This is a genomic window from Streptococcus oriscaviae (assembly GCF_018137985.1).
Taxonomy (GTDB): domain Bacteria; phylum Bacillota; class Bacilli; order Lactobacillales; family Streptococcaceae; genus Streptococcus; species Streptococcus oriscaviae.
Window position 1 is genome coordinate 1,355,299 of record NZ_CP073084.1, and the last position, 14,343, is coordinate 1,369,641.

Genomic DNA, 14,343 nt, shown 5'->3' on the forward strand with positions numbered 1-14,343 from the left:
TTACCTCAAAGTGTATATTTATAGAAATATTATAACAAAATCAGGAAAATTTTCACATCTATTAGGGCAGAAATGTGATAAAATAGAATCAGTAACTCTGGAGGTCTATCTATGAATCAAAAAAATCTCGTAGCAGAAAGATTAGCTGCCGTATTGCCTCATCTCGATGTAACAGCTATTTATGCCCTGCTTGAAAAACCAAAATCATCTGAAATGGGAGATATTGCCTTTCCTGCCTTCTCACTAGCAAAGGTCGAGCACAAAGCTCCTCAGGCAATCGCAGCAGACATTGCTGAAAAAGTAGACGCCGCAGGCTTTGAAAAAGTCGTTGCGACTGGTCCTTATGTCAACTTCTTCTTGGACAAGGCTGCCATTTCTCACCAAGTACTGACGCAAGTCATCAGCGAGCAAGCAAATTATGGACAGCTCAACATCGGTCAAGGCCACAATGTGACCATCGATATGTCCAGTCCAAACATCGCCAAACCATTCTCCGTGGGTCATCTACGCTCCACTGTTATTGGTGATGCCCTTGCTAACATTTACGCGAAGATGGGCTACACTCCAATCCGCATCAACCATTTGGGAGATTGGGGTAAGCAGTTCGGTATGCTGATTGTTGCCTATAAACTGTGGGGTGACAAGGCTACTATTGAGGCCAATCCAATCGATGAACTCCTCAAACTCTATGTCCGCATTAACGCTGAAGTAGAAGAAAGACCTGAGTTGGACGAAGAAGCACGTCAATGGTTCAAAAAACTAGAGGATGGCGATGAGGAAGCTTGGGAACTCTGGCAATGGTTCCGCGACGAAAGTTTGGTGGAATTTAACCGTATCTATGAAAAATTGAATGTTCATTTTGATAGTTTCAACGGAGAAGCCTTCTACAATGACAAGATGGACGAAGGTATCCAAATCCTTGAAGACAAGGGCCTTCTTAAAGAATCTAAAGGAGCTAAGATCGTAGACCTTGAAAGCTACAACCTGCCTCCTGCCCTCATCATGAAATCAGACGGCGCTACTCTCTACATCACTCGCGATATGGCAACAGCCATGTACCGCAAGCGTACCTACGACTTTGTGAAAAACATCTATGTTGTAGGTCAAGAACAAATCAACCACTTCAAGCAACTCAAGGCCGTCCTCAAGGAAATGGGCTTTGACTGGAGCGACGATATGGTTCACGTCACTATGGGCTTGGTAACTAAGAACAAGAAGAAACTCTCTACCCGTAAGGGGAACATCATCCTCCTTGAGCCAACCCTTGACGAAGCAGTTTCCCGCGCTCTATCTCAGATTGAAGCTAAAAATCCTGAACTGGAAAACAAGGAAGAAGTGGCTAAGGCAGTTGGTATCGGAGCAGTTAAATTCTTCGACCTCAAGACTGACCGTGACAACGGTTATGACTTTGACCTAGAGGCTATGGTTTCCTTTGAAGGAGAAACCGGCCCTTATGTTCAATACGCATACGCCCGCATCCAGTCTATCTTGCGCAAGGCAGACTTTGTACCAGCCGCAGAAAATGACTACAAACTAGCAGACGCTGAAAGCTGGGACATCATCAAGCACATCCAAAACTTCTCAAATATTGTAGAACGTGCTGGTGAAAAATTTGACCCATCCTTAGTAGCCAAATATGCTATCAACCTAGCTCAAGCCTTCAACAAATACTACGCTCATACCCGTATCTTGGATGAAAGCCCAGAGCGCGATAGCCGCTTGGCGCTCGCTTACACGACTGGTCTAGTCCTCAAAGAAGCACTTCGCCTCCTCGGTGTTGATACTCCTGAAAAAATGTAAACAAAAGAAGCAAGGATTTCCTTTCCTTGCTTTTTTGTGCGCCAAAAAACCAACTTTTCAGTTGGCTTTTAGGAAGAATATATTAGTGACGGAAGTGTCTTACTCCCGTAAAGACCATGGTCAAACTATACTTATTGGCCATATCAATAGATTCTTGATCTCGGACAGAACCGCCTGGCTGGATAATAGCCTTGATACCAGAATGAGCAATTTCCTCCACATTATCTGCAAATGGAAAGAAGGCGTCACTAGCAAGAACTGCGCCATCCAAACGTTCCTTGGCCTGTTCTATTGCAATCCGGACAGAAGCCACACGATTGGTCTGGCCAGGCCCCACACCCAAGGTCATTTTGTCGTTGGTAACGATAATACCGTTAGACTTGACATATTTACAAGCCTTCCAAGCAAACTCCAAGGCAGTCCATTCCTGCTCTGAAGGCTGACGCTCCGTCACCACTTGCCAACCCGCCGGGTTCTCTTCTACCACATCCTGATTCTGCACCAACATGCCACCGACTACACCCGTATATTCTGCTTCAACTTCAGAAGCATCCTGAGCATCAAATGGCAGTTCTAAGATGCGCAGATTTTTCTTTTTATTGGTCAAAATAGCTAGCGCTTGATCCGAGTAGCTCGGAGCAATGATGATTTCCAAGAATACCGGATGCATCTTTTCAGCCGTCGCAGCATCTACCTCTCTGTTAAGGACAACAATACCTCCGAAAATAGATACCGGATCCGCCGCATAAGCATGATCCCAAGCTCCTTCGATGGTATCTGCTTGACCAATGCCACAAGGGTTCATATGCTTGAGGGCCACCACTGTTGGACGATCCTTGAAATCACGGATAATCCGAATAGCCGCATCCGCATCGCGAATATTGTTGAACGAGAGTTCTTTACCATTGAGCTGTTTTGCTGAGGCAATGGAGTAGGCCGTCGGAAGTGCATTTTGATAGAAATCTGCATCCTGCTGTGGATTTTCTCCATAACGCATAGGCTGATTGAGATCATAGGTTAGGGTCAATTTCTCAGGCTTGCTTTCACCGACCTGTTTGGTAAAGTAATCCGCAATCAAAGCATCATAGGCTGCTGTGTGGCGGAAAACCTTAGCTGCCAAACGCTGACGGGTTGGATAGCTGGTTTCCCCCCCATCTGCCAATTCAGACAGAACCGTTGTATAATCCGCAGGGTCCACTACTACTGTTACACTAGCATGGTTTTTTGCAGCAGAACGAAGCATGGACGGCCCACCGATGTCAATGTTTTCCACCGCCAAATCGTAGGTCACATCTGGACGCAGGATGGTTTCCTTGAAAGGATAGAGGTTAACCACTACCAAATCAATCAATCCAATTTCATGCTCATTCGCAGCTGCCAAATGACTCTCCAAATCCCGACGAGCCAATAGTCCTCCGTGAATTTTTGGATGAAGGGTCTTGACCCGACCATCCATCATTTCAGGAAAACCCGTCACATCATCAATGGCAACGGTAGCCACCCCTGCGTTATCAAGAGCAACCTTGGTGCCGCCGGTTGAAATAATCTCCCAGCCCATTTTGGTTAATTCTTGGGCAAATTCTACAATGCCCGCCTTATCTGATACGCTAATCAACGCACGTTTTGTCATGTTTACTCCTTGTTTTTCAATGTTTACTCAGCCAGCAATTCCTTAATGACAGCCGGATATAACTCATACTCCGCCTCATGAATCCTTGCTTCAAAGGTTTCAAGGCTATCATCGGGCAGACGCGGCACGCGCACCTGCTTGATGACCTGCCCTGTGTCCACACCAGCGTCTACCCAATGAACGGTCACACCACTTTCTGTGACGCCAGCCTCCCAAGCATCTTGAATCCCATGCGCACCGGGAAACTCTGGCAGATAGGCTGGGTGGATATTGATGATGCGCCCCTCATAAGCAGAAAGCAAGGTTGGGCCGACAATCTTCATATACCCTGCCAGAACCACCAAATCAATAGCCCGTTCTTGCAGTAATGTCACAATTGCTTGCTCATAAGCTACCTTGTCAGCGAACTCCTTGAGTTCAAAAGCAAAGCTGGGTACAGCCAGATTCTGGGCACGTTCTAAGACGTAGGCATCACGGTGATCCGAAAACACCAGCTCCACCTGAAATTGCTCCGCAATCACTTGAAAATTAGATCCGTTACCCGATGCAAATACAGCTATTTTTTTCATTTAATCACTACACTCTGATTTTCTTTCTTGATGATGCGGCCTAATTCGTAAACTTCCTCGTCAACCAATTCCTTGACACGCGCAACCTTATCTGGGCTGACAGCCAGCATCAAACCAATTCCCATGTTGAAGATTTCAAACATTTCCTCATGTTTGATTTGACCATAGGTTTCAAGTGCCTTGAAAATCGGTAAAACTGGAATGGTAGCTTCTTCAATTTCAGCGGCCAAATCATCTGCAAACATACGGGGAACATTTTCGATAAAGCCGCCGCCGGTGATATGGGCAATGCCGTTGACCAGGCCTTCTTTTACCAAAGGAAGAACAGCCTTAACATAGATACGAGTAGGCTCCAGCAAAACCGCCTGGAGAGGCTTGCCTTCCAGTTCTGGCAAAATCTCATCGCCTGTATAATCTGCAAAAACCCGACGAACCAAGGAATAACCGTTAGAATGGATACCACTAGAAGCCAGTCCCAGCAAAACATCCCCTTCAGCAACCTTGCTACCATCGATGATCTGAGATTTCTCAGCTACACCGACCGCAAAACCAGCTAGGTCATAATCATCTGGGCCGTACATACCCGGCATCTCAGCAGTTTCACCACCGATAAGACCACAGCCTGCCTGCACGCATCCCTCTGCTACGCCAGCTACCACCTGCTCTAGTTTAGCAGGCTCGTTTTTGCCAGTTGCAATATAATCCAAGAAGTAAAGCGGCTCCGCACCTGCAGCAATAATGTCATTGACACACATGGCCACACAGTCTTGCCCGATAGTGTCGTGTTTATCGTACTTGATTGCCAGCATGAGCTTGGTTCCTACACCATCCGTACCCGAGATGAGGACTGGCTCTTTCACGTCCAACTGGGTCAAATCAAACATTCCGCCAAAGCCACCCAAGGCACCCATAACACCTACACGCTCGGTGCGTGCAACGTGTTTTTTTATCCGCTCAACAACTTCATAGCCTGCTTCTACATCAACGCCAGATTGAGCATAGGCATTTTTTTCTGTCATAATATTCACCTTTTCCTTATCGTAACGCTGCAAAACAGCAAGTTATCAACCTTTTTTCACATTGTCGATATAAAAACTTGTTTTTTCTTCCAAACTGCGGATATATTCTTCCTCGTAATCATACAGAGGGGTCGGAAACTTCCCATCAAAGTAAGCTACACACAAACCGCCATTTGGCGCATCTGTATCAATGCCAATGGCTTCTATCATACCTTCCAATGACAGATAGGTCAGACTGTCTGCTCCGATAATTTCACAAACCTCATCCACCGTATGATTGGCAGAAATCAATTCTCGGCGATTTTGAATATCAATCCCATAAAAACATGGATACTTAAGTTCTGGGCTACCAATAGCCACATGAACTTCTGCCGCTCCCGCTTCACGCAAGAGTTGAACAATTCGACGGCTGGTTGTTCCCCGAACAATCGAATCATCTACCATCACCACACGCTTGCCCTTGACAATACTGGATACGGCTGACAGCTTCATCCGAACCCCCTGTTCTCGCAGTTCCTGAGTCGGTTGGATAAAGGTGCGTTGTGTATACTGATTTTTAATCAGGCCCATCTCGTTTGGCAGGCCTGATTCCTCTGAAAAGCCACTAGCAGCAGACAGAGAAGAATTAGGAACACCAACGACAATATCTGCTTCGTGCTGGAATTCTTGAGCCAGCCTGCGCCCCATTTTCTTACGAGCTGCATGAACATTGACCCCATGAATCACTGAATCCGGCCGAGCAAAGTAGACATATTCCATGGAACAAATTGCAAGTTGAGTATCGTCTGTGTAGCTATCGTAATGAACGCCACTGTCATCAATGATAACAATTTCTCCAGGACGAACATCACGCACCCACTTGGCACCGACGACTTCAAAAGCACAGGTTTCACTTGAAACAACCCAAGCACCATTGGCCATTTGACCAATCGACAGAGGACGAAAACCATTTGGATCCAAGGCAGCAATCATCTTGTCTTCCAGCATAAGGATGTAGGCAAACCCACCCTTGACTGTGCTGAGTGCTTCCTTTATTTTGCCCATCAAACTCGGATTGTGGCTACGACGAATCAAGTGGGCCAAAATCTCTGTGTCCGAGCTACTGGAAAAAATTGCACCGTTCCGCTCTAGTTCTGCCTTCAGGCTAACTGCGTTAATTAGATTACCATTGTGAGCCAGACCAAATTCCATATCTGCAAATTCAAAGTGAAAAGGCTGGATATTGTTGATGGAGGCCGTACCTGCCGTTGCATAGCGGACATGGCCGATGGCAGCAGACCCTGTTAATTTCTCCAAATCACTCGGATTTTTAAAGACCTCTGCCAACAAACCTGTATCGCGGTAGCGGTTCAGCCGACCGCCATCATTTGATAAAATTCCTGCACCTTCCTGTCCTCGATGCTGCAAACTATGCAGACCAAAGTAGGTCACTTGGGCTGCTTGGGGATGACCCCATATACCGAAAACTCCACATTCCTCATTCAGAGATTTTACTTCGTACGTCATTGTAATCCTTCTTCTTATTTTCCTGTAAAGTAGCGAACAGCTGAGCGGAACAAGTGTTGGTCTTTTTGACCAGGAATGTTCTGGAAGAGACCGTCTTCATAACGTTCTGAGTGTCCCATTTTACCGATAATTTGTCCGTTTTTGCTGGTAATCCCTTCAATCGCATGGACAGAACCATTTGGATTGTACTTGGAATCCATGCTTGGCTGACCAGTAAAATCGACATACTGGCTCCAAATTTGCCCGTTATCACGAAGCGCAGCAAACTCTTCGTCTGTCACAACAAATTTTCCTTCACCGTGTGAAACTGGAATAGCATGAATATCCCCAACTTTTACCCCTGCCAACCAAGGAGAATTGGTATTGGCGATGCGGGTTTCTACCATTTTAGCAACGTGCTGGTTGGCATCGTTGTAAAAGAGGGTTGGGCTTTCTGCAGAAGCTTCTTCAAAATTACCATAAGGCAATAGACCAGACTTAACCAAGGCTTGGAAACCGTTACAGATACCGATAATCAAACCACCCTTAGCGATAAATGCATCGATAGCCGCTCGTACTTTTTCATTGAGCAAGATGTTGACAATAAACTTAGCTGAACCGTCTGGTTCATCTGCTGCCGAGAATCCACCAGCAAAGAAGATGATATTGGCCTGCTCAATATGAGCTACCATGCTTGCAACGGACTTCTCAATAGCAGCATGATCAAGAGTTACAAATGGTACCAAATTAACCTTGGCACCAGCCTGTTCAAAGGCCTTGGCAGAGTCATACTCAGAGTTGGTTCCTGGAAAGACTGGGATGTAAACTAGTGGCTGCTCGACCTTTTCTTTGGCAGCAACTACCGTAGTTGATACCACCTCAGGTACCTCTTGCAGCACTTCTTCTTGCTCAAATTCTGTTGGGTACACTTCCTCCAATTTTCCTTCAAAAGCCTTGAGGAGGTTAGCGCCTGCTAGGTTTACACCATTGACAAGCAGTGTAAAGTCCGCCTGAGTCTGACCAATCTTGACAACTCCCTCAATATCTTCGGTTGAAGTAAAGACAAAGCCGCCAAGCTGACCAGTTAAGCAGGTTTCCAGTTGTTCCAGCTCGACCTTAGCACCAATTCGGTTTCCAAAACTCATCAAAGCAAGGCTTTCAAGAAGGCCACCGTATTTCACAGCTGCTGTTGCTGAAATCTTATGCTTGTCTTGGATAGCTGCCACAAGCTCAAAATTGGACTTAATCAGATTAAAGTCAATCTCCTGACCAATCGCTTGGCCTGGCAGATAGTAGATGTATTCATCCGCAGCCTTAAATTCTGGCGAAAGAACCTTGCGGCTATCCGCCGTCGTCACACCAAAAGCAACCAGAGTTGGAGGTACGGTTAATTCTTCAAAAGTTCCAGACATAGAGTCCTTACCACCGATTGACGGCAACCCTAGCTGGATTTGAGCTTCAATAGAACCAAGAAGAGCTGCTACTGGCTGGCCAAACCGCTCTGCCTGCTTGTCCATGCGCTCAAAATATTCCTGATAAGAGAAACGCGCCTGTGACCAGTTGGCACCCGTTGCTACCAAGCGAGCCGTTGCCTCAATGACCGCATAGGCTGCACCATGGTAAGGCGACCATTCCGCAATATAAGGGTTGTAACCCTGCGCCATTACAGAGGCTGTTGTGGTCAGCCCATGTTGGACTGGTAATTTTTGAACAGAGCTTTCAGTTGGTGTTATCTGATAACGGCCACCAACTGGATGGTTGACAGTTGAACGGCCGACCGAGCTGTCAAATATGGTCTGCAGCCCTTTCTGGCTGGCATGGTTGAGATCGGCTAAAACAGTCTGTACATCTTCTTCCAGACTAGCAGCGGAGGTAAGACGAGTTTCAGGAAGGTTGACAGCCTTGTCAACTACCTTGGCATCCACCACCACACGAACACCGTTGGTATCTAAGAAGGAACGCTCGATATCCACGATGGTTTGGCCGTTCCAAACCATGACCAAGTTTGGCTTTTCAGTAACCTTAGCGACCACAACCGCATGAATGTTTTCTTCGGCACAGGCTGCAATGAATTTTTCAGCATCTTCCGGACGGACGACCACACTCATCCGCTCCTGAGATTCAGAAATGGCAATTTCTGTTCCATTAAGTCCAGCGTACTTGAGCGGCACCTTGTCCAGATCAATTTCTAAACCATCTGCCAGCTCACCGATAGCCACACAGACTCCACCAGCACCAAAGTCATTAGACTTCTTAATCAGACGAGTGACTTGACCGTTACGGAATAGGCGTTGAATCTTACGTTCTTCAATAGCATTTCCTTTTTGAACCTCTGCACCAGCTGTTTCCACCGATTCAACCGTTTGAACTTTAGAGGAACCTGTCGCTCCACCAATTCCGTCACGACCTGTTTTACCTCCTAGGAGGATAACCAAGTCGCCCGCCTCTGGCTTTTCACGAACCACATTACTCTTTGGAGCCGCCCCAACCACTGCTCCCAACTCCATCCGCTTAGCTACAAAACCAGGGTGGAAGTATTCGCGAACATAAGTAGTTGCAAGACCAATCTGATTGCCGTAGGACGAGTAACCGTGGGCAGCTGTCTTAGAGATAACCTGCTGTGGCAATTTCCCTGAGCGAGTCTGGGAAATAGGAGCTGTAATATCTCCCGCACCCGAAATCCGCATAGCCTGATAAACATAAGAGCGACCTGACAGCGGATCACGGATTGCCCCACCAATACAGGTAGCCGCCCCACCGAATGGCTCAATTTCAGTCGGATGGTTATGAGTTTCATTTTTAAACATTAGAAGCCACGGCTCCTTAACACCGTTGACATCCACTTCAATTTCAACGGAGCAGGCATTGATTTCGTCAGACACTTCCATATCATCCAAGCGGCCATTTGCTCGCTCATAGCGTCCAAAAATTGTTGCCATATCCATAAGAGTCTGTGGCTTAGCCGTCCGTCCCAATTCCTCTCTCATCGCCAAATACTTATCGTAAGTAGTCTGAAGCTGCTTTTGGAACTTGGACGCAGAAAAATCAATCGTTTTTAGCTCTGTTTCAAATGTCGTATGACGGCAGTGGTCACTCCAATAAGTATCCAACACCTTGAGCTCTGTTTCAGTCGGAACACGACCGATTGACTTAAAGTAGCTCTGAATAAAGAGCAGGTCATCCACTTCCATAGCCATGCCTGCCTCACGCTTATAACGCGTAAAGTCTTCTGCTGTATAGGTTTCAAAGAAATCAAGATTAGGAATCGTCTTGTCAGATGCCGAAAATTCCTGTGGTGCCAGAGGAGAATCAATATCCTTAAAACGCGAATCCACAGGATTGAGCAAGTATTTCTTAATAGCAGCCAATTCATCTTCTGCCAAATCTTGATTGAGCAGATACAGTTGAGCAGTGTTCACTCGAACCTTATCGTCGCTGCCCAAAAGCAAGAGCGCTTCCTGAGAGCTAGCTGCTCGCTGATCAAACTGACCCGGCAAGGCCTCGATGGCAAAATAAAGCGAATGCGCTAGAGCTTCCTGAACTGACTCCTTAGACAAAATCCTATCGGTTACCTGTTCAGAAAAAATATGTCTTTCTGCCGGTTCAACCAATTCCGGGCTCAGATGAAATACATCGTAAACCTGAACTAAGCGAAGACTCGTCAAAGTGTGCAACTGCAAATTATGCTTCAACTCTTTAAGCAACGACTCCGCCTTAATCTGAAAATCCGCTTTTTTCTCAACAAAAATTCGTTTATCCATGATGTTCCTTTTTCCTTTTAAACTACTTCTTGCAATTTTTCCAATACCACTTGGTAAACCTCAGTCAAATCCCCCAGACCCCGACGAAAAACGTCCTTGTCCAAACGATTTCCCTGTGCATCCCAAAGCCTACAATTGTCTGGGGAAAACTCGTCTGCCAAGATAATTTTCCCTGACTTATCATAACCAAATTCCAACTTGAAATCGACCAAAGTCAAATCAATCTGCCCAAATAAATCAAGTAAAAAAGCATTGATTAAGCGCGTTTCTGCCTTAATATAGGCCAACTCCTCCGGACTTGCCAATCCCAAAAAATAAATATGCTCGTCATTGATAAAAGGATCGTCCAACTCATCCTTCTTATAGTAAAATTCAACGATTGGCCGGCTCAGCTTGATTCCTTCAGAAACTCCGAAACGTTTGGCAAAAGAACCTGCTGTATAGTTACGCAAAACCACCTCAAGCGGGATGATGTCCACCTTCTTGTTGAGCTGCTCAGTTTCTGATACCTTCTTAACAAAGTGAGTAGCAAAACCTGCCTCTTCCATCTTCTCAAAGATGAGAGAAGAAATTTGGTTATTGAGCTTCCCCTTACCAACAATCTGCTCCTTCATACCACCGTTAAAAGCTGTTGCCTGATCCTTGTAAGCAGATAGAATCAAGTGTTCATCTTCAGTAGCAAAAATATCCTTCGCTTTTCCAGAGTAAAGTAATTCGCCCTTCATTAAAACGTTCGCCTTTCATATTATAAATCAGTCTGTTACTCTATTTTATCACAGAATATTCGCTTATTCAAGAATCACGCTATGAATACGCCTACACAAAAGAAATAACGTCCGTAAATTACGAACGTTATTTTTTGTTTTCATAAATATAATCCACAATGTCAGACAGGATTTCAAATCGCTCAATGGCAGCGTCTGGCACATCCACACTAAATTCATCTTCCAAGGTGATGACAAATTCCATAATTTCAACAGAATCTTCTGCCACATCATTCAAGGACAGATCTGGACGGACACTAAAGTCCCCACCTTTTTCTTCCTGAATAATTTCCTCTACACGTTGATATACTTCCTCTTTTGTCATCTTATTCCTCCACTACAGAAAACTTTTCAACCGATTTTTGCACGACATCGGACTGGAGCATCGTCCGAACCTGTTTGATGGTGTAGTAAATGGCCGTTGCATCACTAGAACCATGAGCCTTGATAACAGGTGCCTTAAGTCCCAAAAGGACTGCTCCTCCAGCCTTCTTATAATCCATAGTACCTAGAGCCGTTTTGAGTGTTGATTTGATGAGCAAGCCGCCCATTTTTGCCTGAAGACCACCGTTTTTAATAGCGCCTGTCAGCTGGCCGACGATGCTCTTCGCAGTTCCTTCAATGGTTTTTAAGACAGCGTTTCCCGTGAAACCATCCGTCACCACCACATCCGCTACTCCATTGAGCAACTCACGCGCCTCTACATTTCCGATGAAATGAATAGATGGTTCTTGATTTAACAAAGCAAAGGCTTCTTGATGAACTGGAGTTCCCTTGGTTTCTTCCGTACCGTTGTTCAACAAGCCCACGCGCGGTCGCTTGATTCCCCGAACATGTTCAGCATAGAAAGAACCTAAAATCGCATACTGATAGAGATGGTGGGCGGTGTTTTCCGCATTTGCTCCCAAATCCATCATATCAAACCCACTACCATCCATGGTCGGCAAAGTGGACATCAAGCCCGGACGGTCAATGTTCTTGATACGCCCTACCACAAAGACTCCCGCCGCTAGCAGAGCACCTGTATTGCCTGCAGATAAGATAGCATCTGCATTCCCATCCTTAACAGCCTGCGTCGCTAATACCATTGAAGCTGTTTTTTTCCGACGGATAGCCTTGACCGGCTCATCGTCTGAGTTGATTTTCTCATCTGTGTGGATGATAGATACCCGATCTGTTGCTGTTAAATATTGCTGAATCTTAGCCTGATCCCCATAGAGTTGAATTTCCACATCTGGAAATTCTGCCAAGGCGCGATTAACTCCCTCCACAATAGCCTGAGGAGCGTGATCTCCACCCATAGCATCTACTGCAATTCGTTTCATTTTTCTTCCCCTGTTTCTCTTGGTTTCATGATTTGCCCCCAGGAGGACAAGTCATCAATAAATTTCTTAGATTTCAAGTGAATCCCGACGTACTCTTCATAGATTTGATCGATAAAAAGGCGTAGCTTTTGCTTCATCTCCTCCTTGAGGGAAATTGTTTCCAACTCATCAAAAGAAATAGCCTGAAATCGCTCAATCAAATAAGGGACATTAGGATCCAGATGAAGCCTGCGTTCATCTTGGTGATAGTGTTGCGGGCAGAGCAGCCCTGCATAGCGGTAGGAAAAATCAAAAGGCAAGCCCACCCGATGGCAGATAGCACATTCATGAAAATTGAGCGAAACCCCAAACCGCCCTAGCAACTGAATTTCAAAAATATTCGTCAAAACCTCATAGTCCAAACCCGCCTCCATTAAATCCAAGGTCTTGACTAAGAAGGCAAAAAGAGCTGGATCATACACCTTATCCTGCAAACAAGCATCGGCCAAAGCCAACACATAGGTCGCATAACTTAAACGAAAAATATCCTGATTGATTTGTTTAAAGGCCTGAACCTGATGAAAATCCTCGATATAGCTGAGGCCATCCTCGTTGATTTTCACAATAAAATCTGCATAAGTCATCGGCTGAATAGAGACCACCAGCTTAGACTTAGAAGCATGTTTCACGAAAAACATCCGCTTCCCAGCCTTTTCCGTAAAAATCTTGACCAACTTGTCATCTTCACGAAAATTTCGATTGTAAAGGACAAGCCCTCTTGTTTCAATTCGTTCCATCTTCTTCCAAAAATTCCTTCAAGCGCTCCATCGCAATCTGGATTTTTTCCATACTAGCAGCGTAAGAAATACGGATATAACCTTCCCCATACTGACCAAAAGCAGCTCCTGGAATAAAAGCAACGGCTTTTTTTCGTGCAAATTCCTGCAAGAAAGAAAACGAATCCTGATTGTATCCTGCTGGAATCTTAGCAAAAATATAAAACGCTCCATCCGGTTTAATAATTTTAAAGCCCATGTCCGTCATCTTATCGATGATATAATCACGCCGCTGTATGTATTCCTGACGCATTGGTAAAGCGTCGTTCTTACCGTTTTTCAACGCTTCAAGGGCTCCATACTGCATCGGAGTCGCTGCCGCCGTCACCAAATACTGATGGCTCTTAATAATCTGCGCAATGATTGCTGCTTGCGATAGAATCAACCCAATCCGCCACCCTGTCATCGCATGGGATTTGGACAAACCTTGAATTAAGATGGTCTGTTCAGGCAAATATTCGGCAATGGATACATGGGGTTGCCCAGTATAAGTCAATTCCGCATACACTTCATCAGACAAGACGAAGACAGGATATTTCCGAAGCACATCTGCAAAAGCAACAATTTGCTCACGAGAATAGGTTACCCCTGTTGGATTTGCTGGATAATTGAGAATAACTGCCTTAAGCCTATCCCCCTGCTCCACAATAGCTTCTTCCAGCATCTCAGGAGTCAGAACAAAATCATTGGCCGTAGTATCGATCTCAACAATATCGGCTCCCACCATATTGACGATTGGCTCATAGCCCGGATAAGCTGGAGCTGGCAAAAGAACAGTATCTCCCGCCTCCAAAATCGCCACTAGACTAGCAGAAAGAGCCTCTGTCGCTCCAATAGTTGACAGGATTTCATTATCTGGATTGTAAGTCAAACCATACTTTTCCGCCACAAACTCAGCCGCCGCCTGACGTAGTTCCAGCAAACCTGCCATCCCAGTATAGTAGCTCTTATCCGCATCAATAGCAGCCTTAGCTGCCTCCTTCACATGACCTGGTGTCGTAAAATCAGGTTCTCCCAAAGTCAGTTTCAAAATTCCCGGAATATCCGAGATAGACTGATCGAACTGCCGAATCATTGATACCTCAATTCGATTTAAATTCTTGTTAAAACGATGACTTAAATCCATTCTCTTCCTCCCCTCAAACTAAGGTACTACTATTATAATATAATTTTCT

At 45.4% G+C, this 14,343-nt stretch carries 11 protein-coding genes; 1 reads left to right on the plus strand and 10 read right to left on the minus strand.

Translation table 11 applies throughout. The annotated features are described in order from the left end of the window. The first annotated feature begins 111 nt into the window (after positions 1-111). The gene (argS, locus tag INT76_RS06985) at positions 112-1,800 is read left to right on the plus strand and encodes an arginine--tRNA ligase (RefSeq protein WP_212569774.1); all 1,689 of its coding nucleotides are present in this window, start codon (positions 112-114) and stop codon (positions 1,798-1,800) included. An 82-nt stretch (positions 1,801-1,882) separates the two neighbouring features. On the opposite strand, the gene purH is transcribed toward argS, so the two are convergent. The 10 genes from purH to INT76_RS07035 all read right to left on the minus strand — a co-directional run bounded on the left by purH (position 1,883) and on the right by INT76_RS07035 (position 14,294). After that, positions 1,883-3,430, minus strand: a complete 1,548-nt coding sequence (gene purH, locus INT76_RS06990) for a bifunctional phosphoribosylaminoimidazolecarboxamide formyltransferase/IMP cyclohydrolase (protein WP_212569775.1) — start codon at positions 3,428-3,430, stop codon at positions 1,883-1,885. Between the two features lie 23 nt (positions 3,431-3,453). Then, positions 3,454-3,999 (minus strand): phosphoribosylglycinamide formyltransferase, encoded by a 546-nt coding sequence (gene purN, locus INT76_RS06995; protein WP_212569776.1) that lies wholly within the window; start codon positions 3,997-3,999, stop codon positions 3,454-3,456. Beyond that, positions 3,996-5,018, minus strand: coding sequence for a phosphoribosylformylglycinamidine cyclo-ligase (purM, locus tag INT76_RS07000; protein ID WP_212569777.1), 1,023 nt, complete (start codon positions 5,016-5,018; stop codon positions 3,996-3,998). The genes purN and purM overlap by 4 nt, the downstream gene beginning before the upstream one ends. A gap of 45 nt (positions 5,019-5,063) precedes the next feature. Beyond that, entirely contained in the window at positions 5,064-6,524 is a 1,461-nt protein-coding gene (gene purF, locus INT76_RS07005; RefSeq protein ID WP_212569778.1) for an amidophosphoribosyltransferase, read from the minus strand. Between the two features lie 14 nt (positions 6,525-6,538). After that, positions 6,539-10,264, minus strand: coding sequence for a phosphoribosylformylglycinamidine synthase (locus tag INT76_RS07010; protein ID WP_212569779.1), 3,726 nt, complete (start codon positions 10,262-10,264; stop codon positions 6,539-6,541). Between the two features lie 17 nt (positions 10,265-10,281). Further along, positions 10,282-10,989 carry a phosphoribosylaminoimidazolesuccinocarboxamide synthase gene (gene purC / locus INT76_RS07015; protein WP_212569780.1) on the minus strand — a complete coding sequence of 236 codons (708 nt, stop codon included), beginning with the start codon at positions 10,987-10,989 and terminating at the stop codon, positions 10,282-10,284. Positions 10,990-11,116: 127 nt separating this feature from the next. Beyond that, positions 11,117-11,353, minus strand: coding sequence for a phosphopantetheine-binding protein (locus tag INT76_RS07020; protein WP_212569781.1), 237 nt, complete (start codon positions 11,351-11,353; stop codon positions 11,117-11,119). 1 nt (position 11,354) lies between these two features. After that, the gene (plsX, locus tag INT76_RS07025) at positions 11,355-12,353 is read right to left on the minus strand and encodes a phosphate acyltransferase PlsX (protein ID WP_212569782.1); all 999 of its coding nucleotides are present in this window, start codon (positions 12,351-12,353) and stop codon (positions 11,355-11,357) included. Then, positions 12,350-13,129, minus strand: a complete 780-nt coding sequence (gene recO / locus INT76_RS07030) for a DNA repair protein RecO (RefSeq protein WP_212569783.1) — start codon at positions 13,127-13,129, stop codon at positions 12,350-12,352. The genes plsX and recO overlap by 4 nt, the downstream gene beginning before the upstream one ends. Continuing rightward, positions 13,116-14,294, minus strand: coding sequence for a pyridoxal phosphate-dependent aminotransferase (locus tag INT76_RS07035; RefSeq protein WP_212569784.1), 1,179 nt, complete (start codon positions 14,292-14,294; stop codon positions 13,116-13,118). The genes recO and INT76_RS07035 overlap by 14 nt, the downstream gene beginning before the upstream one ends. Positions 14,295-14,343 lie beyond the last annotated feature (49 nt).